Origin of the sequence: Gluconobacter sp. (genome assembly GCF_047723935.1) — a bacterium.
Taxonomy (GTDB): domain Bacteria; phylum Pseudomonadota; class Alphaproteobacteria; order Acetobacterales; family Acetobacteraceae; genus Gluconobacter.
The window spans coordinates 1-21,186 of the sequence record NZ_JBDOBO010000009.1; the positions used below are offsets into that span (position 1 = coordinate 1).

Genomic DNA, 21,186 nt, shown 5'->3' on the forward strand with positions numbered 1-21,186 from the left:
CCGGCCAGACCCTCGAAGAAGGCCCCGCCGCGTCGGTGAACGGGCTTATACGGCCCACACACATCACCGTCAATCAAAAAATCATAGAAAAATCAAAAAACTGACTTTTTATGAAAATCCTCGAACCACTGGGCAAATTTCATAACCCCATCCTCAAGCGAGACGCTCGGAGTCCAGCCACATAATGCTTTCACATCCTCCAGGCTCGCCCAAGTTTTCTCCATATCCGCCACGGGGCGAGCTTGATGTTCTATGCATGCAGATCGCCCGAGATGTTTTTCCAGCAGAGCAATCAGTGTCGTCACTTTCTCCGGGCGATCTCCCCCCAGATTCAAGATGCGCGCCTCACCTACTTGAGGAGGAACGTCCATGATCGAAAGAACACCCGATGTGATGTCATCTATATAGGTGAAATCCCGAGACAGTCCTTTTCCCTCATAAAGGGTGACCGGACGCCCCTCGCAAATAGCTTTCGCGAAACCGTAATAAGCCATGTCTGGCCTACCCCACGGCCCGTAGACGGTAAAGAACCGCAAGCCTGTCTGTGGAATACCGTGAAGATAAGCATATGCGGAGGCCGTCAGCTCACCTGCGCGCTTTGTAACCGCATAAAGTGAGCCCGGCTCATCCACGCGATCACTCTCTTTGAAAGGCAACGACTGGTTGCGACCATAGACTGAGGACGAAGACGCATAGACAAAATGCTTCAACCTTTTCAGGCTTCTGGATGCCTCCAGCAAAACAACCTGCCCCATGACATTCGCTTGTACATACGAATATGGGTCTATGAGTGAGTATCGAACTCCCGCCTGAGCTGCCAGGTGAATGATGACTTCAATATCAGAATGGCCATCCATGACTGATCGCATAGCCTCGCGGTCAGACACGTCCTTCTGCTCGAACACAAACCCTTTTTGACACGTCAGTCTGTTCAGGCGCGCCGTTTTCAAGAGCGGGTCATAATAATCATTCAGCGTATCAACGCCGACTACCTCCATGCCTCGCGCCAGCAAGGCATGCGAGACGTGAAAACCGATAAATCCCGCTGCTCCGGTAACTAAAACCTTCACGTATCAGTGCTTCAGTGCCGGGCTACTTACGGTATCCCCCACACGGATACCCAACTCTTCCGTAACCCCTCCAGCAAGCTCAAGGGTGTTGGCCACAACCCCGTCACTACTCAGGATTGCCTCACTCAGCGGAACTGCCTTCTCCGCAATGGCATGAACATGATTAGTGGAATCAATGAAAACGATATCGAGGGATACCAGTGTGTTCCTCATCCACATGTCGGAAACCTGTGGCTGCGGCCAAAGGAAAAGCATTCCCTTGTTTTTGGGCAGCTCCTTGCGGAACATTTCGCCTACTTCCTGTTCTCTGTAGGTTTTGGCTAACTCCACCGTAAACGCGTGCTTAACCCCATCTTGCGTAGTGATTGTCAAAGGTGCTGTCGGAAGAACAGGCTGAGCCTGACGAATAGGTTCTTCTGCTGCATGGGCAGAAACCGTCATACCGCTCGCGAAAACACCTATCGCAGCCAATACGGAACAAGCGATTAAACGCATAGGAAATCCTCTTTGAAATTTACAATCCAGAAACAAGAAATGGATTAGACCGGCGTTCTTCCCCAATGGTCGTGGGCATTCCATGTCCACACAACACCACGGTCTCATCCGGCAAATTCATGAGATGTTGGCGAATACCTGCAATCAGCGCAGGAGCATCCCCATAAGCAAAATCGGTTCGGCCCACCGTCCGGCGGAACAATGTATCACCGACAATGGCACGGCCACTGTCATGATCCACAAACACGATATGCCCTGGCGTATGTCCGGGAATATGACGCACCTCAATATCATGACCTAGAAGTTGAAGTGTCTCACCGCCTTCCAGAAAGCGGTCCGGAACAACACTCACCATCCCTGTCATACCAAAATGCGCAGCCTGCTTCTCAATACTACTCAGCAGGAACGCATCACGCCGATCTGGCCCGAGAACAGGCACAGGCTCTGATTGAATTTTATTCAGGCGTTCCCGCAGCTCATCAGCGCCGCCAGCATGATCAAGATGTCCATGGGTAAGAAGAATAGCCTCAACCGTCAGCCCACGGAGCTGAGAGAGCAATTCATCCACATCCCCCCCTGGATCGACCACCACGGCATGGTTCCGTTCGTCCCAGAGGATTGTGCAATTCTGCCGGATCGGCGTCACAGGCACTCTTTTGACATTCAAAGGAACCACGGTTTTTTCTCCCGCACGGCCAGTTTAGCGATACCTCCCGGCGATACCGCGTCCCATCCCCTACGACAAGGGAGACAAGAGGTGATTGACCGCTTCTTAAAGGCACCTCACTCTGGGCTTTTCAATTCCGGGATCAGGATACCCCCATGAGCCGCATCATTCGCACAGAACCCAACGCCATTCTTTCCAAGGCTGTGGAATATCATGGCTTTGTTTTCACCCAAGGCGTTGTCGCCTCAGACCTGTCACAAGATATCGACGGCCAGACCAAAGACGTCCTGGCTCAACTCGATGCCATTCTTGAAGAACACGGCACAGACAATACCCGCATTCTTCAGGCACAGATCTGGCTTAAAGACATTGCAGACCGCAATGCTCTCAACACGCACTGGTCCGCATGGCTCCCGGAAGGACTAGCTCCTGCACGCGCCTGCGTTCAGGCTGTCATGGCTGACCCACGCATCCTCGTGGAAATCATGCTGACAACCACAAAATAAGCCACCCGACCAAATACGGCACAATTAAGGCAGAATGCGACACGAGAAAGATTTTCATTAGAAATGAAAATTTAACCCTTAGTGATGCATTCTGCCCTTGTCAGGGTTGCATGAAGATTGTTAGCTCCCTGTCACCCGAACGACACAAGCCTATTCAGGATCAAAAAGATCGTGACGCATAAAAGTTGCCGGAAAACATTTTTCTCTGCCCTGGCGCTCTCAGCTGTCATGTTCTTTGCGAGTCATGCACAGGCCAAACACCTTCGTGGTTCACATGGCGGTCATAGTGTCTTCCGCTCTCATCGAGCCTCTCATTCCTACCACCACACCTTTTCAGCGGCGCACGTTATTCAGTGCGTAGCTTACGCTAAGGAAGCTTCTTCCGTCGTGCTGCACGGCAACGCACGGGACTGGTGGTATAACGCCGCGGGCCGCTATGCTCGTGGTAACGCTCCTGAGGCGGGATCAGTTCTAAATTTCCGTGGCATCCGTCGTATGCCTCTGGGTCACGTCGCTGTTGTCCGTTCCGTCGAGAACAATCGCACAATCTACATTGACCAGTCTCACTGGGCATCCAATGGCATTGCGCACAACGTGCGCGTCGTTGACGTATCACCCAACAATGACTGGAGCGCAGTTCGCGTTGCCCTTAACGACCGTAGCGGCCGTCTTGGTAGCATCTACCCGACATACGGATTCATCTATGGCCGCGCAGACGATGGTCGTCAGGCGCCGCAGGTCATGGTCGCCCGCGAAAGCCATGCAACCACCTTCCGTCATCGTGCGATCTTCAGAGGATCGAATGCTCTGAGTCATCCGATGAGCAACACAGAAGTGGCGGAAGCCCCGGACGATGCCTTTACATCTGACGCGCCGAACCGGTCTATCCGATAAGAATACTCCAGAAGCGAAAAGCGGGGCCAAGAGCCCCGCTTTTTTTATACCCAATCGCTCAGAAACTGCTTAATCAGGCCGGCTATCTTTATGATACGGATGGTTCGAATTGATAGCCTGAGCGCGGAACACCTGCTCGGCAATCATCACGCGCACTAGCATGTGGGGCCAAGTCATCGCCCCGAGAGCAATAACGGCATCAGCTCTCTGGATTACTGATCCATCCAGCCCTTCTGCTCCACCAATCAAAAAATATAACGGACGGCTAGTTTCCTGCCACCGAGCAAACGTGGCTGCAAACTGCAGGCTGCTAAACGTCTTGCCCCCCTCATCAAGGGCAATGACAAAAGCATTCTCAGGACAGGCTGCCAAAAGCCCCGTAGCATCCTTGCGCTTCTGCTCCATAACGGAACCTTTGGACGGCGCAATCTCTGCCACAGTCAACGCAGGCCGAATCCGGGCAGCGTAACGGTCGAAAAGCTCCCGTTCCGGGCCGGACTTCAGCCGCCCAATAGCAACGAGCTTCATTCAGCCCTGCTCTTCGTCCTTACCGACAGTCACTTCGGATTCGCTCGAATCCAGATCAGAGCCCCACATTTTTTCAAGAGCATAGAGCTCACGGCTCTCTGGCTTGAAGAGATGAACAACAACATCCCCTGCATCCAGAAGGACCCAGTCACTGCCATTCGCGCCTTCAACCAGAACCCGGTTGAAGCCATCTTCGCCCAGCTTTTTCTCAATATGGTGCGCCATGGCTGCAATCTGCCGATCTGCCAGACCCGTTGCCACAACCATATGGTCTGCAAAGTTGGCACGGCCAACCAGATCCAGAACCACAATGTCCTCTGCCTTGTCTTCCTCAAGGCTGCCCGTGATGATGGACAGCATTTTTGTCAGAACATCAGGCTGCACAGGCTCGCGCTTGACGGCAGTCTTCTTGGGGCCAGCAGCAGCAGCCTTCTTGCGAGGCGTTCCAGGCACCTTGGCAGCCTCGGCCAGTGCCGCATCAGGGGTGCTGGTTTTCCGACGCGTGGTCTTGGCCTTCGGGTCGGTTGAGGTCGTCTTGGTGATGGCTTTTACTCCTGATCCGGTTCCAGACAGATTTGCCCGGACTCTCGCAACGCTGTAGCCGATATATCGTTCTGCGGCGCAGAAAGGAACGTCCATGCGCATCCTTTTCTTTGCGCCAGTATAGCAGCCTCCCTAGAAGGCCGTCGATTTCGCCGTAAAGCCGACGCCGCAGCCCCGTGCAAAGCAGGCGTTACACTCCCTGGCCGCGGCAGAATCGCTATTGGCACCATACGGGCCAGCATCCTCCAGTTTTTCCAGCGAGAGAATTGCGCCAGCCCATCCGCTCCCATCAACCAGACAAACTGAACATGAGGAAAGCGCTTCTGAAGCAATGCCACAGTCTTCACTGTAAAACGCTGTTTCAGCCTTGCTTCTATATCCGTAGCACAGATTCGACGGTCATCAGCGATCTTCCGGGCTGATGCAAGGCGCGCCCTGAACGATCCCATGCCCTTTCGAGGCTTGAGAGGATTCCCAGGTGAGACCATCAGCCACACCTGATCCAACCGCAGAGAGCGCAACGCCTGCTGAGCCACCTTCAGATGACCATAATGCGCCGGATTGAAAGAGCCACCCAACAGCCCAATCCGCATACGTCGGCCATCGCCAAACGTCGGGATCGTATTCAGCCTCGCACCTGTCCGTTGCCAAGCACTTCATAGCGATAACACGTCAACTGTTCGAGCCCCACCGGGCCTCGCGCATGCATCCGTCCCGTGGCAATGCCGATTTCAGCCCCAAAGCCAAACTCACCACCATCACAGAACTGAGTCGATGCATTCCACAGCACAACCGCACTATCAGTCCCATTCAGGAACGCGGCGGCAATCTCAGGATCTTCAGCGATAATCGCTTCCGTATGAGCACTGCCATGACGCGCGATATGGTCGAGAGCCTCCTCAACGCCATCAACAACAGCGATGGAGAGAATCGAATCCAGCCACTCCGTATCGAAATCGGCGGCACTGGCAGGAGGCAAGGTTGAAACTATAGATCTGGCAGCCTCATCCGCCCGGAATGTGCAGCCCTTGGCAGCCAGATCATCCACAATGTGCGGCAGGAGTGACGGAGCAATCGCCCGATCAATCAGAAGCGTTTCTGTCGCCCCACAGATTCCCGTACGGCGCATCTTGGCATCCAGAAGAACCCGACGCGCCATCTCAGGATCAGCACTGGCATGAACATAGGTGTGATTCAGCCCATCGGCATGGGCCAGAACAGGCACCCGCGCCTCACGCTGGACGCGTTCCACCAAAGATTTTCCACCACGTGGAATGATGAGGTCCACGCCCTCAGCAGCCTGAAGGAGCGCACCCACCAGAGCACGATCGGCAGACGGTAAAATCTGCACACAAGCCGGATCAAGACCCGCAGCCGTCAGCCCGTCAACCATTGCCGCATGAATTGCGCGCGCCGAATTCAGGCTTTCGCCTCCACCACGTAAGATGACAGCATTGCCAGACTTGATGCAAAGAGCAGCAGCATCAGCCCCAACATTCGGCCGGCTTTCGTAAATCATACCGATGACACCGAGCGGCACAGCAACACGACGGAACAGCAACCCGTTAGGGCGCTCCCATTCTGCAAGAACGCGTCCAAGCGGATCAGGCAGCTTTGCAACGTCTTCCAGACCCTTTGCCATGGCCTGAACGCGCTCAGGCGTTAACGTCAGACGGTCCCGGAATGCAGCAGTCCGATCATCAGAAAGCCCGGCTAGATCCTGCTCGTTTGCCGCAACGATTGCTGCGCTGTTGGCACGAAGTGCCTGAGCAGCAGCATTTAGTGCCAGATTACGCGTCGCCTCATCTGCTCGCGCCAATCCACGAGCAGCCTGACGGGCCTTATCCGTCAGCCCTTTCAGAATAGCCGCAGCGTCAGACATTGAATCGGAACAGGAGAATATCTCCGTCCTGCACAACATATTCCTTGCCTTCGATCCGCAACTTCCCAGCCTCCTTAGCGCCTGCTTCACCATTGCAGGCCACATAGTCGTCAAAAGCAACTGTTTCGCAGGCAATGAAGCCACGCTCGAAATCATTGTGAATGACAGCAGCAGCCTGAGGCGCCTTCACACCTGCCGTAATGGTCCAGGCACGCGCTTCCTTAGGGCCGACCGTGAAGTATGTCCGCAGACCCAGCAGGCGATAGCCCGCTGCAATCACGCGATCCAGACCACTGTCGCTCAGACCAAGCCCCTCAAGGAACTCCGTGCGATCTTCCTGCGGCAACTGGCTAACCTCAGCCTCAATCGCAGCAGACACGATCACAACGCCAGCGCCCTCTTCCTCAGCCCGCTTCCGAACTGCCTCAGAGTGAGCATTGCCGGTCGCCGCAGCAGCCTCCTCGACGTTACAGACATACAGAACCGGCTTCGTCGTCAGAAGCTGAAGACGCGCAGCCTCACCTTCCTGCCCCTTCGGCACGGCGGTGCGGGCAGGCTTGCCATCACGCAGTGCCACAATCAGCGGCTCCATGAGTTCGAGCTGCGCCTGTGCTTCGCGATCATTTCCACGCGCACGCTTCTGAAGATTGATCTGGCGCTTCTCAAGGCTTTCCAGATCCGAAAGCATCAGCTCGGTCTCAATGATGTCCGCATCCCGAACCGGGTCGACCCCACCTTCAACGTGGGTGATGTCATCGTCTTCAAAGCAGCGCAGAACATGAATGATCGCATCCGTCTCGCGGATATTCGCCAGAAACTGGTTTCCCAGCCCTTCACCCTTGGACGCGCCACGGACCAGACCCGCAATATCAACAAACTCAAGGCTGGTCGGAATCTCTTTCTGGGACTTACCAATCTTCACCAGAATATCCAGCCGAGGGTCCGGCACGGCAACACGGCCCGTATTCGGTTCAATGGTGCAGAATGGGTAGTTCGCTGCCTGCGCTGCGGCTGTTTCCGTCAGAGCATTGAACAACGTGGACTTGCCAACATTGGGCAGACCAACGATGCCGCAATTGAAACCCATTGTGCTCTCCATCTTTCAGGCCGCCACATCGGTCAGCCCAGTCTCAGAATTCAGTTGCCCTGTGTTCGCAGAATCCACGCCCACGGACAACACCTGCACCCTGCAAAACAGGCAGCAGAATACGATTCCCGCCCGAGAACTCTCTCTGGCAACGATATCCGCACGTTATAACAGTGAAAAAAGCTGACCATAAGAGACCTGAAGTCTCGCGGCACTCAGGCCGTAAGCAGCGCCACTTTCGTCATGAACGCTTCATTCTCACCCTTGGCCAGAATAGGCGCAGCATCCGCAACTGCCTCAAGCCACCGCTCAAGCTCCGGCTCTTCCGCCTTGGCGAAATTCCCCAGAACATGCCCATGCACCCGGTCCTTATGCCCCGGATGGCCAATGCCCATCCGCACACGCCAGTAATCCGGTCCAGGAAGACAGCGATCCATTGAGCGAAGGCCATTATGCCCAGCCGCTCCGCCGCCACGCTTGATGCGCAGCTTGCCGAAAGCAAGATCGAGTTCATCATGGAAAACGGTAATGTCGGCCTGCGCGACCTTGAAGAACTGCGCGGCCTGCTGAACGCTGTCGCCCGACAGGTTCATGTAAGTCATCGGCTTGAGGAGCAGAATTTTCTGCCCCCCAAGAACGCCTTCGGACGTCTCCCCCCGAAAGCGCTTGCGCCACGGGGAAAACCCGTGACGCCTGGCGATTTCATCAACCGCCATAAAGCCGATGTTATGTCGATGACGGCTCATCCCCGGCTCGGGATTGCCGAGACCGGTCCAGAGCCTCATGACTTACTTCTTCTTTGCGCCCGGCTTTGCGGTAGCTGCAGCAGCAGCAGCAGCAGCCTTGGCAGCAGCTTCAGCTTCCATTTCCGCATCAATGGTCGGCGGAGCGATGGAAGCGATCACGAGATCAGCAGCCTGATGACCCGTCAGCTTTACGCCTTCCGTGCCCTTCAGGTCGGACCAGCGAACGCTGTCATGAATGTCGAGGACACTCAGATCAACAGTGAAGCTTTCCGGAATGCTGGCAGCATCAGCAGCAACGTCCACGGAATGACGGACAACGTTCAGAACGCCACCGCGCTTGATGCCAGGAGCCTTCTCTTCGCCAACGAAGATGATGGAAACCTGAACGTGCACCTTCGTGCCCGCTGCAACGCGCTGGAAGTCGATGTGAATCGGAGCATCCGTCACCGGGTGCAACTGCACGTCACGGATCAGAGCTGCAACCGGCTCTGCGCCTTCTGCTGCCAGGTTGTACACGCGGGAGGACCAGCCACCACGATGCAGTTCCTTCATGATAACGCGCGGATCAAGAGCAATGATGGAAGGCTCCTGCTTGCCACCATAGATTACTGCCGGAACCAGCCCGGCACGTCTCGTTGCGCGCGCTGCCCCCTTACCAGCCTTCGCGCGCGTCGAGACAGCAAGTGTCGTCAAATTAGCCACTGTTACGCTCCTGCGTATTGAATTTTGTCATCACACAGACCTCCAGGGGTGCCTGTGCGAGCGGCGAAATAGCGGAAAACTGCGCCAGACACAACCTTTTTCCCAGATTCAACATTCCAGGAAACCCAGGTCTCCACCCCACTGGACCCTTCCCTGATCGTCCAGATAGTCTGTCACACATCCCTCAGAAGCCTGCGTCCCAGAGAATCCATGAGCATCGCCCGCCGCATCGAACATCTGCCATTCACACCCTTCCATCGCCGCCTGCTGATCCTGGGTGGCTGCGGATATATGTTCGACGGCCTGGACTCGGCGATTGTAGCCTTCACACTCCCCGTCCTGAAAACGCAGTGGCACCTGTCTGGCCCCTCTCTAGGCCTTCTCGGAAGCGCTACGTATCTGGGCTACGGCATGGGCTCGCTCCTTGCTGGCTGGTGGGCCGACAGATCAGGACGAAAATCCGTCATGATGAGCGCCCTTGCCCTCTATGCTATCGGCTCTCTGCTTTCAGCTGTGTCCAGCTCCTTCAGCAGCTTCTTTTCAGTCCGTCTTCTTGCAGGACTAGGCGCAGGCGCGGAAGCAACCATTATTGCACCTTATCTGAGCGAGTTTGTCTCTTCCCGCTATCGAGGCGCCTTCACGGCAAGCCTCACCGGGTTTTATTCGTTTGGATACGTAGCAGCAGCCATTCTCGGCTTCATGCTCGTTCCATCGTCTCCTGACGGCTGGCGGTGGGCCTTGATGGCCACAGCCCTGCCTGTCCTGATGCTATTATGGTGGAGGCGCACCCTTCCGGAATCTCCAAGATGGCTGGACCAACGCGGGCGGACACACGAAGCCTGCCATATCGTCGGACTGATCGAGCAGAGCGCAGGTCTGGCCGCAGGTCTCACAACGACATCGCACTCAGAGCCTCAGGCGATCCGCCCCCTGAAGGACCTGTTTGCTCCAGATCTCAGACGCTCAACTCTCCTGAGCTGGGTCATGTGGCTGACCATCACTTTCTGTTTCTATGCGTTCTTCACATGGATCCCCACTCTCATGATCGAACGCGGCATGACGGTCACACGCAGCTTCGCCTACGCCATTTCCATCTATGCAGCCCAACTCCCAGGATATCTTGCTTCGGCATATTGCACCGAACGGCTCGGCCGAAGAACGACCGTAGCAACCTTCATGATCGCTGGCGGGATTAGCGCCATCGGCATGGCGGCCAGTCAGACCCCCGCTCAGGTTCTGGTCTTCGGCATCCTGCTGTCCATGTTCATGAACGGAACCTATGGCGGCATTTACGCCTATACACCCGAGCTCTTTCCGACAGCCCTCCGTGGACGGGGAATGGGTCTCGCCTCAGCTATTGCTCGGCTAGGCGCCATATCTTCGCCTATCCTGATTGGCTGGATTTACCCCACAGCAGGTTTCCCCGGCATTTTTGGCCTCACAACCTGCCTGCTCCTGCTAGGCGCGAGTGTCACATTACTGTTTGGTCCCAAAACTGAAAAACGCCCGCTCGATCAGGAGCAGGTGTTTCCATAATTTACCAATACTTTCAGCACATCAAAGCATCGGCATCCCACCATTGACCGCCAGCAGCGCACCAGTCGTGTAACTGTTCAGCGGGTCTGCAAAATATACATAGGCACCCGCAAGTTCTGCTGGCTGACCCGGACGGCCTAGCGGGACATCGGAGCCCACTTTCTTCTGTGCCTCTTCAGGCATCCCCGTGGCAATGAAAGGCGTCCAGATCGGTCCCGGCATAACGCCATTTACACGGATCCCACGCGCCGCAAGCTGCTGCGCCATACTAACTGTGAAATTCGCAATCGCCGCTTTCGTCATGGAATACGGCACCAAGATCTCAGGAGGAGTTTTCAGATTAACTGAAGACGTATTGATGATGGATGCCCCTGCCTTCAAATGCGGCAAGGCAGCCTTCGTCAGGTAGAAGAGTGCGTGCGTATTCGTGTCAAAATGCCGCTTCCACTCCTCCTCACTGATATCCTCCAGATGCTCCGCCCAATTCTGGAAAGCTGCATTATTAACAAGGACATCGAGATGCCCCAGCTCCGCGAGAACCTTATCTATAAGAGCTGAGCAATGGGCTGAATGCCGAATATCTCCGGGCAACAACAGACAACGACGCCCCTCTGCCTCAATCTGGGCTGCAATCTCCTTGGCATCCGAGCTTTCGTCTTCAAGATAGGAAATTGCAATGTCCGCCCCCTCCCGTGCAAAAGCCAGCGCAACAGCACGCCCGATACCAGAGTCACCACCAGTTATCAGAGCCACTTGTCCCTTCAGCTTGCCAGCCCCCTTGTAAGTCTTCTCGCCATAATCGGGCTGCGGCGTCATCTTCGCTGAGAGTCCTGGAAAAGGCTGACTCTGTGCTTCAAAAGGCGGCCGAGGATAACGGTTGCGAGGATCGACAGGCATTCAAGCCTCCTGCTCTGCGAAAACGATGCAAGTAAGTCTCTAACGGTCCGCTCTTTCTTTCAGTTCAGAACATTTCCTCAAATTATTTTCCGGAACATTTGCCCTCGTCTCGGACTTCTAAAGTGACAGATTTCCAAAAAAGGAAATCAACGCACAGGAATTGAATCGAAACACCCGGCGTTATTTGCGCCGGACATTCGAGACGACAGCAGATCGGACCAAACCATGAGCGACACGGCAGACAAACGCACCACCGTGACCATCGGTGACCAGACCTTCGAGCGCGGCCCTCAAGGCGCGACTCATCAGACGGCGGATGGCGACACACCGACCCTAACCACCCAGCAAGGCGTTCCCGTCGCGGATGACCAGAACTCCCTAAAAGCTGGCCCGCGCGGCGGAACGCTTCTGGAAGATTTCCATTTCCGGGAGAAGATCTTCCACTTCGATCACGAACGCATTCCTGAACGCGTTGTTCACGCGCGCGGCTACGGCGCTCATGGCTTCTTCGAACTCACAGACTCCCTGTCCGACTACACGACCGCAAGCGTCCTTGGAAAAACCGGCACCCGCGTCCCGGCGTTCGTCCGCTTCTCAACCGTCGCAGGTGGCAAGGGCTCATTCGATCTCGCGCGCGACGTCCGTGGTTTTGCCGTGAAACTCTATACCGAAGAGGGCAACTGGGATCTCGTGGGCAACAATATGCCCGTGTTCTTCATCCAGGATGCCATCAAGTTCCCCGACATGGTACACGCCGTAAAGGAAGAGCCCGATCGCGGCTTCCCGCAGGCGCAGTCCGCCCATGACAACTTCTGGGACTTCGCATCCCTCTCGCCCGAAACCGTCCACATGCTCCTCTGGATCATGTCAGACCGGGCCATCCCCCGCTCCTTCCGCTTCATGGAAGGCTTCGGCGTCCATACCTTCCGGCTCATAAACGCCGAAGGAAAATCCACCTATGTGAAGTTCCATTGGAAGCCGAAGCAGGGTCTTCAGTCAGTTGTCTGGAACGAGGCCGTCAAGATTAACGGCGCCGACCCTGACTTCCACCGTCGCGACCTCTGGCAGGCCATCGAATCCGGCGACTACCCGGAATGGGAACTGGGGGTCCAGCTCTTTGATGACGCCTTCGCCGACAAATTCGACTTCGACATTCTGGATGCGACCAAACTCATCCCGGAAGAACTCGTCCCTGTCCGCCGGATCGGTCGCCTCGTGCTAGACCGCATGGTGGACAACTTCTTCGCCGAAACCGAACAGGTCGCTTTCTGCACCCAGAACGTCGTCCCCGGTATCGGCTTCACCAACGATCCGCTCCTGCAAGGCCGAAACTTCTCGTATCTGGACACACAGACAAAGCGCCTCGGTGGCCCGAACTTCACGCATATCCCCATTAACGCGCCCAAATGCCCGTTCCACAACTTCCAGCAGGACGGCCACGCCGCCATGCACAACCCGAAGGGTCGCGTAAACTACGAACCCAACTCTTGGGGTGCAGGTCCGCGTGAAAACCCCAAGACTGGCTACAGGCACTTCCCCGATGACAACGGTCGCACGACCCGCGAACGCGGTGAACTCTTTGCCGATCACTACAGCCAGGCACGCCAGTTCTATATCAGCCAGACAAAGCCCGAACAAACGCACATCAAGAACGCGTTTGTCTTCGAGCTCAGCAAGGTTGAAACACCAAACATCCGGTCCCGCGTCGTCGCTCATCTTCTGAACGTGGATGAAACGCTGGCCAAGAGTGTAGCTGAAGGTCTGGGCCTAAAAGACCTGCCTGCACCAGCTCCGGCTGCCCGTACACCCATCACCGACCTTGCCGCCTCAACAGCGCTCAGCATCCTCAAGAACGGGCCAGCCTCCTTCGCAGGCCGTAAACTGGGCGTCGTGATTACAGACGGTACGGATGCAGCCCTACTGGACGCTCTCCAGAATGCCGCAAAGGCAGAAGGTACACTGATTGAGCTGATAGCTCCCGTTGTGGGCGGCGTAACACTGACAGACGGCAAAACCATCCCGGCTGGCCAGAAAATCGTCGGTGCGCCGTCCGTTCTTTACGACGCCGTTGTGCTGCTCTCTTCTGCCGAGGGGACAAAACTTCTGAGCAGGGAAGCAACAGCCCGAGACTTCGTGGCGGATGCCTTCGCCCACGCCAAATTCATCGCCTACGGCCCGGACGCTGCCCCGCTTCTAGCAAAAGGCGGCATCACGCCCGACGAGATGGACGAGGGTGTGATCGCCATCAAAAGCGATGCAGATCTCGAACCCTTCATCAAAACCTGCCAGAAGCTCCGCTTCTGGGATCGTGAAGCCAAAACCCACAGCGTCTGACACACAAAAAGAGCCGGGGAGTAATCCCCGGCTCTTTTTTTAATGCTGAACAGAGGCCGCAACCCGCCGATCAGCTTCCTGCCGAACATGCGCAAAATCCTGCTTCACCGGCTTTCCATGCTCAACCATCAGCACGCCCCCCACATACACCTGCTCCAGATTTTCCTGAGCCGCAGCAAAAACCAACGTGGCATACGGATCAAACACATACCCAAGATTGGTCGGATCAATCACAAGAAAATCTGCAAATTTCCCGGCTTCCAGGCTTCCAAGCCGGTCCCCGACCTCCAGAACATCCGCACTCCCCCGCGTATGCAGTCGCACCACATCATACGGGCTCATGATCGCGGCACTCTGATACTTGTCCCGGATGGCATAAAGCCCGGTCCGCATGTTCTCGAAAGGATCTGCCAGATCCGCACTGGCTTCCCCATCCTCTCCCATACCAACCCGCAAACCAGCTTTCAGATAGGCCGGAATATCCGCCGTCCCTGACGCCAGACGACCGTTTGAAAGCGGATTCCAGACCATGGACGCCCCAGCCTTTACGGATCGGGCAATGATCTCAGGCGTCGTATGGATGAAATGCCCGAAAATCAGATGCGGCCCGAGAATGCCTTCATCCTCAAACCAGTGGAACCGGGCCTGCTGAGCTGAAACGTTCTCAGGTGGCTCCAGATAATGACTCTGGTTGGACAGATGATACTCCCGCATCAACGCGCCTTCGATCTTCGCAACGTCTCCGGTGTCGTGAAATCCCGTCCCACCATTAATCATCACGGACAGGAATGTAGACCCCACATGCTGCCCAGCGGACCACGCCAGAAAATCCCCAACATGCTGACGAGCCTTTGCGAATGACACATCGGCTTTACCCGGCAATGGCTCAAGACCATGTACAAATCGAATGCCGGAGACTGTTTCAGCCTGAAACTGCAAACGATCCGTTTGCACGACCATCTTCGGGCTCGCTCCGCCATAATTGAAATTATAGGCAGCCGTGACGCCATGAGCGAGATGATCCAGCGCGCCATCGAGAGTGAACCAATAAATATCCTCAGCTCGCGCCACACTCGCCTTGCCGGAATACAAAGCCGTAATCCATCCCATCAACGTCTGATCCGCCGCGAGGCCACGATACGCGGCCTGCCAGAGGTGGCTATGAGCGGAAATGAACCCTGGCATGACCCAATGTCCATGCAGATCCACATCCTGATCCACTTGAAGATCCTTTGGAGGAGCACCGGGGCCGATATGATCGATCACGCCATCTGAACGAACAGAAAAATATCCTTTAAAAGGCGCTTTCTGCCCATCAGCCATCGAAAAAATTAGGGCGTTACGAACCAGAAGATGAGACGGCTCGGCGTAGGCTACGCCCCCAGCACAGGCGGCCATCAGCATGGAACAGAGAATCTGAGCAGGACGAAGCATTTTCATGCCGGAACGATAACAGTCCCAGCGATCCGCACAAGCGCTGGGGCACTCTGCAATATTATGATGAAATGCGAGGCCGGATTGCTGAGATCTGATGACCAATATGGCCACCGCCTGCGAGTGTCCTTCGGCGATGGCTGAAGAACCTCTGGTCCGTCAATGTATCCACACCCAGTACTTCAACCTGCTGAACACTAGCAGCTTTCAAACGCGCCAAGCAGTATTCTGGCAAATCGAACATGAAATGCCCTGCCCGTTCCGCCACGCGGAAAAACACGCCTGCGTTCCCGTCCTGAGCCAGAACGGCATCCCGCATATCCGGGCCAACTTCATAACTCTCAGGCCCAATGCAAGGTCCGACTACTGCCCGGATATTCGTGGCGCCCAGAGCTTTCATTTGCGTCACAGCAGATTCGAGAACGCCGCCTACTGCTCCACGCCATCCTGCATGCGCGGCTCCCACAATCCGTCCATCCTCAGACGCAAGAAGAACAGGCCCGCAGTCTGCCGTAATCACCCCAACACCGACGTCAGGGCGATCCGTCACCAGCGCATCGCCATCCTGCCCATGCCCCATAGCCCAGAGAACCGTCTCCCTGGTCACTGGAACCGTAATGTCACTATGCGTCTGCTTCAGACCCAGAAGCTTTTCTGGCTCAACCCCGATCTGCCGCGCAACACGCGCACGGTTTTCGCTCACGTTCGCCAGGTCATCAGGAGACGACAGAGAGCAGTTCAGGCTGTCATAAGGTTTTGGGGACACGCCGCCGAGGCGCGTAAAAAAGCCATGTGGCACGCCAAGACCATCACTTCTGAGAATAGCCTCAGACATGTGCGCTCTCCTGCGCCGGACGACGAAGGGCATACGTCATCAGACCTAACCCGGCGAGCGCCATCGGAATACAAAGGATCTGCCCCATCGTGACCCCACCGACCAGAAAGCCAATATTCGCATCCGGCTCCCGAAAAAACTCACAGAAGCTCCGCGCGCAGGCATATCCAAAGAGGAATAACCCTGACAGAAATCCGAAATGTGCCCGCAATCTTGGACGGGTTGCCGCGAACAGCATGACCCACAACAGGAGAACGCCTTCCGTCAACGCCTCATAAAGCTCGGAAGGATGCCGTGCCACGGGCCCACCTGTGGGGAATACCATGGCCCACGGCAGATCAGGCGATGCTGGACGGCCCCACAGTTCCCCGTTCACAAAGTTGGCGCAACGACCTAGCGCCAGCCCAATCGGAACCACCGGCACGATCCGGTCCGCAAAAGCCAGAAAACTCAGACGGTTTTTCCAAGAGAAGAACGCCAGAGCCAGAATGACGCCCAAGGCCCCACCATGAAACGACATTCCGCCGTCCCATGTCTTGATGATGTCCACTGGGTGCGCGAGATAATCCAGAGGTCGGTAGAACAACACGTACCCAAGACGACCACCCAGCAAAACACCCAAAATAGCGTAAAACAGGAAATCATCGACCTGTTCACTGGTCGCTACTTCCGGTGCCAGCCTGTTCAATCGTCTCGCAATCGGCAACGCGATGATGAACGAGACCATATACGCCAAGGCATACCAGCGCACCGGCAGCGGGCCGACATGAAACGCAACGGGGTCAAACCCAGGGAACATCAAGGGCTGGCTCAAAGGTTTGACTCCGCTCGGGAAAGATAATCACGCACATACTGCCGTATTCCGTCTTCAAGAGACGTAAACGGCGCATCATATCCTGCCTGACGCAAACGGCTCATGTCCGCACAGGTGAAGGACTGATACTGCCCACGAAGCTTCTCAGGCATCTCAACGAATTCCACGTCCCGCGCCCGATGCGCCGCGTCACAGACTGCATGCGCAAGATCCAGATAGCTCCGCGCCACACCGGTTCCGCAGTTGAAAAGACCACTGACATCCGGATGGTCGAAAAGCCATAGCATGACGTTCACAACATCCCCGACCCAGATGAAATCACGCTTCTGCTGGCCATCGGCCATTCCAGGAACGTCAGATTTGAACAGTCGTGCCGCAGCCCCACGCTGAAGATCATCATACTTGACCTTCACGACGGAGATCATGGACCCTTTGTGATACTCATTCGGGCCATAAACATTGAAAAATTTTAGTCCCGCCCATTGCGGTGGGGCCGGATGCCCAGCTTCCAGTTCACGCTTCACCCACAGATCAAAAACCTGTTTTGACCATCCGTAGAGGTTCAGCGGCTTGAGATGATCAATCGCTTCCAGCCCGTCACGGAACATCTCAGGCTGGTCTGCAGCGCCATATGTCGCCGCAGATGAAGCGTAAATCATCCGGACATCGTTCTTGGCGCACCAACGCCAGAGAAACTGCGATAACGCCACATTAGTCGACCAGACAAGGTCTCCGTCTCGTGCGGTCGTTGCGCTGATCGCGCCCATATGAAAGACCGCTTCGATCTTTGGCGCTGTCTCGAGGAAACTCGGGAGCGCCTCAGGCGTGATGATCTGATCCGGCGCATGAGACGCAAGGTTGCGCCATTTCACGCCCTCACGAAGCCGGTCCACAACAACCGTCCGCAGCCCGCGCTGACGCAGGGCGGCATGAAGGCACGATCCAATGAATCCGGCTCCGCCGGTGACGATAATCATCCTTCCTGTATAGTCTGCCCCCGAAAACGATCCAAGCGACGCGCCACACACGACACGCCGCCTCTCTGCAGGAGTTTCTCCCATGTCTGACAGACCCCGCTTCTTTGATGACCTCGCAGGTCTTGCCGGCAATGCTTTTTCGGCTGTTACCGGCGCACGCGAAGAACTTCACTCCATCATCCGCACCCGCGTTGACGAAGTCCTGAATTCGCTGGAACTGGTTCGTCGTGATGAGTTCGATGCCGTTCAGGAAATGGCGACGCGTGCGCGCATGGCACAGGACGAGGCAGAAGCACGCCTTGCTGCCATCGAATCGCGCCTGACAGCACTCGAAGACCTCGCAACTGAAGAAAAAGGTGGCCCTCAGGGCTGAAACGGTCGCTTTCGTTGCGCTCCGGATGCAACACATCTTCGTACGAACTGATTGAAGCTGTGCGTGATACTTGCACACTTCACCAAGGCCACATAACGTGATCAACGTCAGGAGAGGTCATTCCCCTCCTGGCCGCAGACATCTGGAGCGCCGTACCGGTGCATGACCGGTTCCGGCCTCCACGGCCTTGGGAGATCCGACATGCCTGCCCTGAGCACCTCACTCACCACAGAAACAGAATCCCATCCGCTTGACCTCATGGAACAGGTCATGGGCCTCTACGAATGGGAATTCGAGCGCCTTGGCCAGTCCGAAATGGCGGCTCAGGCCCCAGGTCAATGGTGTGACTACTCTCTCTATTTTACCTGGTCAGACGAGCTTTCAGCCCTGCACCTGAACTGCACGCTGGATCTACGGTCCCCCACAGCACGTCGATCAGATGTGCATGAACTGGTCTCCCTCGCCAACAACAAGCTTTGGGTTGGTCATTTCATTATTGATCCGGAAACCGGTGTTCCCTCCTTTCGCCATACGCTCCTGATGCGTGGTGTCTCAACCCCTCCAGGTGAAAGCATGGAAGACCTGATCGATATCGCAATGTCAGAATGTGAGCGCTTTTACCCCGCCTTCCAGTTCACTCTCTGGGGCGGAAAATCTCCTCAGGATGCACTGGACGCTGCCATGCTTGATTGTGTCGGAGACGCATGACCTTGCCATCAACACCTTCAATTCTGCTGGTTGGTTGTGGAAAACTGGGAGGCGCGCTTCTCGACGGGTGGCTCGCCTCTCCCACACCGCCCCATATCATTGTCGTTGATCGACACAGATCCGGTTCGGACGATACTTTTTCAGTCGTTCGAGCCGCGTCTGACATTCCATCGACCTTTACGCCGGATATTATCGTTCTGGCCGTAAAACCTGCGACAGCGGAAGACGCGATCAGCGCCCTAGGGGAGTCCTTGGGCTCTCGCATGAACAAGGCTGCTCTGCTTTCCGTCATGGCCGGCCGAACCTGTGCCGCCCTGTCAGATGCGACATCTAAAGGCGGCACCACTCTCCCCATTCTTCGCGCCATGCCGAACACACCGTCAGCAATCGGTGCAGGTATCAGCGGCTTTTATGCGTCCCCTCAGGCGACAGAAGAACAGACAAGCCTCTGCCACGAACTGCTATTCGCCGTTGGCGATGTTGTCCGCGTCGATAGTGAGGAAGACCTTTTAGCAGTAACAGCCGTCTCCGGCTCGGGTCCTGCTTATGTGTTTCTTCTTGCTGAACTGCTTGAAAAGGCCGGAGAAGCACACGGCCTTTCCCAAACGACAGCACGCCGTCTGGCACGCGGAACAATCTACGGCGCAGGCCGGATGCTGGATGACATGCCTGACGACGCTGCCGATCTGCGCAAAGCTGTCACCAGCCCGAACGGAACAACCGCTGCTGCCCTGAATGTTCTCATGGCTCCAGACGCATGGCCGTCAAATATTTCAAAAGCCATTGACGCCGCCACAAAACGGGCCGACGAACTCGCCGGTTGATCGTTTCTCTCTGGTGGGAACTTGCTGACACTGGCAAACGCTCCCACCATTAAGAAACAAGATTTCTACAGGAGACCGGCATGGAAGAGCGGCAGGACCCATTTGACACCGATGAGCTGGCATCAGACAGCACACCGGAACTGGACAGGGAAGCCTTCGACATTGCTCTCCTCCAGTCTGCCTTGAGCTTGGCTGGCTCAGACGGCTGGCACCGGTTTTCTCTGGTCGATGCGGCACGAGAAGCAGGACTTCCTGTCGATGCTGTACGTTCCCGATATCCAGTCAAGGCGCTGCTCCTGCTGCGTCTGGGAAGGCTCGCCGATGAAAGCGCACTCCGAGACGAAGGAAATGGCGGTACCCTCCGCGAATATCTCTTCGACCTGATGATGCGCCGATTCGATATTTTCGAAGAATACCGCACAGGCGTCAGGGCTGTTCTTCACGCCCTTCCCTATGACCCCGCTCTGGCAGCCCTTCTCGCCGGAGCAACTGTGGATTCCATGCGCTGGCTTGCGGACGCAGCAGGTATGGACTGCTCTGGTCTCGGCGGCATCTGGCGCATTAATGCCCTAACCGCCGTCTGGGGACACGCGCTCCGGGCCTGGGAAAAAGACGAAAGCCAGGATCTCGGAAGCACAATGGCGGCCTTAGATCGGGCGCTCAACAAAGCTGAGCGCCTCGGTATCCTGAAGGCCTCAGCCCGCCGCAAAATGGACGAAGCCCTGCGCACTACAGGGCTGCCAGATCACGAACTGGAACTTGAATTCTGATATTGGGCTTTACGAGACGCGTCGGTTCGGATTAAAAGCCGATCCATCGCGTTCGTAAGCGCGATCTACTGGGGCGTAGCCAAGCGGTAAGGCAGCGGATTTTGATTCCGCCATGCGGAGGTTCGAATCCTCCCGCCCCAGCCAAACCTCTATAAATTCTGCTTCAGTCCTGGGCTTGCCTTGAATCGGACCGTTCGCCCGGCGGGAACCTCAACAGGTTCTCCTGTCCGTGGGTTTATGGCATGTCGTGCTTTTGTTTCGCACACAGTGAATGTCCCGAAAGAAGAGATAGTAAATCCCCCTTCGCGCTTTAGTTCATCAATAATAGCATCTACAAGATCGCTGGCCGCACGCTGTGCAGCGACACCTGTACAGTCGATAGAGTCCTGAAGAACGGCTGCGAGAAATGCCTTACTCATGGGCGCATGCTTCTCCTCTTTTGCGGACCTATCTCAGGATGTACCTTCAACACCTGAACATTCATCATCTTTTACAGCATTCCTCAGTATTTCTTACAATACAATCGGGCAACGATGATATAATCGCGCAAACAGCCTTAGCGTT

24 protein-coding genes and 1 tRNA gene are annotated in these 21,186 nt (G+C 55.9%); 9 read left to right on the forward strand and 16 right to left on the reverse strand.

Annotation, left to right across the window (positions count from 1 at the left end; genetic code table 11):
• Nucleotides 1–92 precede the first annotated feature (92 nt).
• Genes ABF979_RS05860 through ABF979_RS05870 form a run of 3 tightly spaced genes read right to left on the reverse strand, consistent with a single transcriptional unit; the run spans nt 93 to nt 2,241 of the window.
• A complete protein-coding gene (locus ABF979_RS05860; protein WP_415558477.1) occupies nt 93–1,070 on the reverse strand; it encodes an NAD-dependent epimerase/dehydratase family protein in 978 nt (325 codons plus the stop codon).
• 3 nt (nt 1,071–1,073) lie between these two features.
• Nucleotides 1,074–1,565 carry a DUF192 domain-containing protein gene (locus tag ABF979_RS05865; RefSeq protein ID WP_415558479.1) on the reverse strand — a complete coding sequence of 164 codons (492 nt, stop codon included), beginning with the start codon at nt 1,563–1,565 and terminating at the stop codon, nt 1,074–1,076.
• Nucleotides 1,566–1,584: 19 nt separating this feature from the next.
• Nucleotides 1,585–2,241 (reverse strand): MBL fold metallo-hydrolase, encoded by a 657-nt coding sequence (locus tag ABF979_RS05870; protein ID WP_415558481.1) that lies wholly within the window; start codon nt 2,239–2,241, stop codon nt 1,585–1,587.
• A gap of 146 nt (nt 2,242–2,387) precedes the next feature.
• On the opposite strand from ABF979_RS05870, the gene ABF979_RS05875 reads away from it, so the two are divergent.
• The gene (locus ABF979_RS05875; protein WP_046900317.1) at nt 2,388–2,738 is read left to right on the forward strand and encodes a RidA family protein; all 351 of its coding nucleotides are present in this window, start codon (nt 2,388–2,390) and stop codon (nt 2,736–2,738) included.
• A gap of 171 nt (nt 2,739–2,909) precedes the next feature.
• Nucleotides 2,910–3,632, forward strand: coding sequence for a CHAP domain-containing protein (locus tag ABF979_RS05880; RefSeq protein WP_202206811.1), 723 nt, complete (start codon nt 2,910–2,912; stop codon nt 3,630–3,632).
• A gap of 69 nt (nt 3,633–3,701) precedes the next feature.
• Here the strand turns inward: ABF979_RS05880 and ABF979_RS05885 are convergent, their stop codons facing one another.
• The 7 genes from ABF979_RS05885 to ABF979_RS05915 form a co-directional block, all read right to left on the reverse strand.
• Nucleotides 3,702–4,160, reverse strand: a complete 459-nt coding sequence (locus ABF979_RS05885; protein WP_415558483.1) for a 23S rRNA (pseudouridine(1915)-N(3))-methyltransferase RlmH — start codon at nt 4,158–4,160, stop codon at nt 3,702–3,704.
• Nucleotides 4,161–4,613 carry a ribosome silencing factor gene (gene rsfS, locus ABF979_RS05890; protein WP_415558558.1) on the reverse strand — a complete coding sequence of 151 codons (453 nt, stop codon included), beginning with the start codon at nt 4,611–4,613 and terminating at the stop codon, nt 4,161–4,163. It lies immediately after the preceding gene.
• Nucleotides 4,614–4,708: 95 nt separating this feature from the next.
• Nucleotides 4,709–5,296, reverse strand: a complete 588-nt coding sequence (locus ABF979_RS05895) for a nicotinate-nucleotide adenylyltransferase (protein WP_237389865.1) — start codon at nt 5,294–5,296, stop codon at nt 4,709–4,711.
• A gap of 32 nt (nt 5,297–5,328) precedes the next feature.
• Nucleotides 5,329–6,585, reverse strand: a complete 1,257-nt coding sequence (locus tag ABF979_RS05900; protein ID WP_415558485.1) for a glutamate-5-semialdehyde dehydrogenase — start codon at nt 6,583–6,585, stop codon at nt 5,329–5,331.
• The gene (gene ychF, locus ABF979_RS05905; RefSeq protein WP_099211167.1) at nt 6,578–7,672 is read right to left on the reverse strand and encodes a redox-regulated ATPase YchF; all 1,095 of its coding nucleotides are present in this window, start codon (nt 7,670–7,672) and stop codon (nt 6,578–6,580) included. The genes ABF979_RS05900 and ychF overlap by 8 nt, the downstream gene beginning before the upstream one ends.
• 215 nt (nt 7,673–7,887) lie before the next feature.
• A complete protein-coding gene (gene pth, locus ABF979_RS05910; protein ID WP_415558487.1) occupies nt 7,888–8,457 on the reverse strand; it encodes an aminoacyl-tRNA hydrolase in 570 nt (189 codons plus the stop codon).
• Between the two features lie 3 nt (nt 8,458–8,460).
• Nucleotides 8,461–9,120: a 50S ribosomal protein L25/general stress protein Ctc gene (locus ABF979_RS05915; protein ID WP_086634762.1), complete on the reverse strand. Its 660-nt coding sequence runs from the start codon at nt 9,118–9,120 to the stop codon at nt 8,461–8,463.
• A 210-nt stretch (nt 9,121–9,330) separates the two neighbouring features.
• Between ABF979_RS05915 and ABF979_RS05920 the strand changes: the two genes are divergently transcribed.
• Nucleotides 9,331–10,656, forward strand: coding sequence for an MFS transporter (locus tag ABF979_RS05920; protein WP_415558488.1), 1,326 nt, complete (start codon nt 9,331–9,333; stop codon nt 10,654–10,656).
• Nucleotides 10,657–10,677: 21 nt separating this feature from the next.
• Here the strand turns inward: ABF979_RS05920 and ABF979_RS05925 are convergent, their stop codons facing one another.
• Nucleotides 10,678–11,553 (reverse strand): SDR family oxidoreductase, encoded by an 876-nt coding sequence (locus tag ABF979_RS05925; RefSeq protein ID WP_415558489.1) that lies wholly within the window; start codon nt 11,551–11,553, stop codon nt 10,678–10,680.
• Between the two features lie 225 nt (nt 11,554–11,778).
• Between ABF979_RS05925 and ABF979_RS05930 the strand changes: the two genes are divergently transcribed.
• Nucleotides 11,779–13,887 carry a catalase gene (locus ABF979_RS05930; RefSeq protein ID WP_415558491.1) on the forward strand — a complete coding sequence of 703 codons (2,109 nt, stop codon included), beginning with the start codon at nt 11,779–11,781 and terminating at the stop codon, nt 13,885–13,887.
• 39 nt (nt 13,888–13,926) lie between these two features.
• Here the strand turns inward: ABF979_RS05930 and ABF979_RS05935 are convergent, their stop codons facing one another.
• Genes ABF979_RS05935 through rfaD form a run of 4 tightly spaced genes read right to left on the reverse strand, consistent with a single transcriptional unit; the run spans nt 13,927 to nt 17,947 of the window.
• A complete protein-coding gene (locus ABF979_RS05935) occupies nt 13,927–15,327 on the reverse strand; it encodes an amidohydrolase family protein (protein ID WP_415558493.1) in 1,401 nt (466 codons plus the stop codon).
• Nucleotides 15,328–15,382: 55 nt separating this feature from the next.
• Nucleotides 15,383–16,156, reverse strand: coding sequence for a peptidoglycan editing factor PgeF (pgeF, locus tag ABF979_RS05940; RefSeq protein WP_415558495.1), 774 nt, complete (start codon nt 16,154–16,156; stop codon nt 15,383–15,385).
• Nucleotides 16,149–16,955, reverse strand: a complete 807-nt coding sequence (gene lgt / locus ABF979_RS05945) for a prolipoprotein diacylglyceryl transferase (protein ID WP_415558559.1) — start codon at nt 16,953–16,955, stop codon at nt 16,149–16,151. The genes pgeF and lgt overlap by 8 nt, the downstream gene beginning before the upstream one ends.
• A gap of 11 nt (nt 16,956–16,966) precedes the next feature.
• The gene (gene rfaD, locus ABF979_RS05950) at nt 16,967–17,947 is read right to left on the reverse strand and encodes an ADP-glyceromanno-heptose 6-epimerase (protein WP_415558497.1); all 981 of its coding nucleotides are present in this window, start codon (nt 17,945–17,947) and stop codon (nt 16,967–16,969) included.
• Between the two features lie 82 nt (nt 17,948–18,029).
• Between rfaD and ABF979_RS05955 the strand changes: the two genes are divergently transcribed.
• The 5 genes from ABF979_RS05955 (at nt 18,030) to ABF979_RS05975 (ending at nt 20,766) form a co-directional block, all read left to right on the forward strand.
• Nucleotides 18,030–18,320 (forward strand): accessory factor UbiK family protein, encoded by a 291-nt coding sequence (locus ABF979_RS05955; protein WP_099211189.1) that lies wholly within the window; start codon nt 18,030–18,032, stop codon nt 18,318–18,320.
• Nucleotides 18,321–18,521: 201 nt separating this feature from the next.
• Nucleotides 18,522–19,028: a YbjN domain-containing protein gene (locus tag ABF979_RS05960; protein ID WP_086634776.1), complete on the forward strand. Its 507-nt coding sequence runs from the start codon at nt 18,522–18,524 to the stop codon at nt 19,026–19,028.
• Entirely contained in the window at nt 19,025–19,852 is an 828-nt protein-coding gene (proC, locus tag ABF979_RS05965; protein WP_415558499.1) for a pyrroline-5-carboxylate reductase, read from the forward strand. Before ABF979_RS05960 ends, proC begins: the two co-directional genes overlap by 4 nt.
• A gap of 80 nt (nt 19,853–19,932) precedes the next feature.
• Nucleotides 19,933–20,622 (forward strand): TetR family transcriptional regulator, encoded by a 690-nt coding sequence (locus ABF979_RS05970; RefSeq protein WP_415558501.1) that lies wholly within the window; start codon nt 19,933–19,935, stop codon nt 20,620–20,622.
• A 69-nt stretch (nt 20,623–20,691) separates the two neighbouring features.
• Nucleotides 20,692–20,766: transfer RNA gene (locus ABF979_RS05975), tRNA-Gln, on the forward strand.
• Nucleotides 20,767–20,771: 5 nt separating this feature from the next.
• Here ABF979_RS05975 and ABF979_RS05980 read toward each other — a convergent pair.
• Complete coding sequence (locus ABF979_RS05980) at nt 20,772–21,041, reverse strand: HU family DNA-binding protein (RefSeq protein ID WP_202206824.1); 270 nt, start codon at nt 21,039–21,041, stop codon at nt 20,772–20,774.
• Between the last annotated feature and the right edge of the window lie 145 nt (nt 21,042–21,186).

What these genes read in the sequence shown, in the direction of transcription:
- ABF979_RS05930 (WP_415558491.1), top strand. Translation starts at nt 11,779, where the DNA reads ATGAGCGACACGGCAGACAAACGCACCACCGTGACCATCGGTGACCAG.
- proC (WP_415558499.1), top strand. Translation starts at nt 19,025, where the DNA reads ATGACCTTGCCATCAACACCTTCAATTCTGCTGGTTGGTTGTGGAAAA.
- ABF979_RS05895 (WP_237389865.1), bottom strand. Translation starts at nt 5,296, where the DNA reads ATGCGGATTGGGCTGTTGGGTGGCTCTTTCAATCCGGCGCATTATGGT.
- ABF979_RS05970 (WP_415558501.1), top strand. Translation starts at nt 19,933, where the DNA reads ATGGAAGAGCGGCAGGACCCATTTGACACCGATGAGCTGGCATCAGAC.
- pgeF (WP_415558495.1), bottom strand. Translation starts at nt 16,156, where the DNA reads ATGTCTGAGGCTATTCTCAGAAGTGATGGTCTTGGCGTGCCACATGGC.
- ABF979_RS05925 (WP_415558489.1), bottom strand. Translation starts at nt 11,553, where the DNA reads ATGCCTGTCGATCCTCGCAACCGTTATCCTCGGCCGCCTTTTGAAGCA.
- ABF979_RS05920 (WP_415558488.1), top strand. Translation starts at nt 9,331, where the DNA reads ATGAGCATCGCCCGCCGCATCGAACATCTGCCATTCACACCCTTCCAT.
- pth (WP_415558487.1), bottom strand. Translation starts at nt 8,457, where the DNA reads ATGAGGCTCTGGACCGGTCTCGGCAATCCCGAGCCGGGGATGAGCCGT.
- ABF979_RS05900 (WP_415558485.1), bottom strand. Translation starts at nt 6,585, where the DNA reads ATGTCTGACGCTGCGGCTATTCTGAAAGGGCTGACGGATAAGGCCCGT.
- lgt (WP_415558559.1), bottom strand. Translation starts at nt 16,955, where the DNA reads ATGTTCCCTGGGTTTGACCCCGTTGCGTTTCATGTCGGCCCGCTGCCG.
- ABF979_RS05875 (WP_046900317.1), top strand. Translation starts at nt 2,388, where the DNA reads ATGAGCCGCATCATTCGCACAGAACCCAACGCCATTCTTTCCAAGGCT.
- ABF979_RS05935 (WP_415558493.1), bottom strand. Translation starts at nt 15,327, where the DNA reads ATGAAAATGCTTCGTCCTGCTCAGATTCTCTGTTCCATGCTGATGGCC.
- ABF979_RS05960 (WP_086634776.1), top strand. Translation starts at nt 18,522, where the DNA reads ATGCCTGCCCTGAGCACCTCACTCACCACAGAAACAGAATCCCATCCG.
- ABF979_RS05865 (WP_415558479.1), bottom strand. Translation starts at nt 1,565, where the DNA reads ATGCGTTTAATCGCTTGTTCCGTATTGGCTGCGATAGGTGTTTTCGCG.
- ABF979_RS05980 (WP_202206824.1), bottom strand. Translation starts at nt 21,041, where the DNA reads ATGAGTAAGGCATTTCTCGCAGCCGTTCTTCAGGACTCTATCGACTGT.
- ychF (WP_099211167.1), bottom strand. Translation starts at nt 7,672, where the DNA reads ATGGGTTTCAATTGCGGCATCGTTGGTCTGCCCAATGTTGGCAAGTCC.
- ABF979_RS05885 (WP_415558483.1), bottom strand. Translation starts at nt 4,160, where the DNA reads ATGAAGCTCGTTGCTATTGGGCGGCTGAAGTCCGGCCCGGAACGGGAG.
- rfaD (WP_415558497.1), bottom strand. Translation starts at nt 17,947, where the DNA reads ATGATTATCGTCACCGGCGGAGCCGGATTCATTGGATCGTGCCTTCAT.
- ABF979_RS05955 (WP_099211189.1), top strand. Translation starts at nt 18,030, where the DNA reads ATGTCTGACAGACCCCGCTTCTTTGATGACCTCGCAGGTCTTGCCGGC.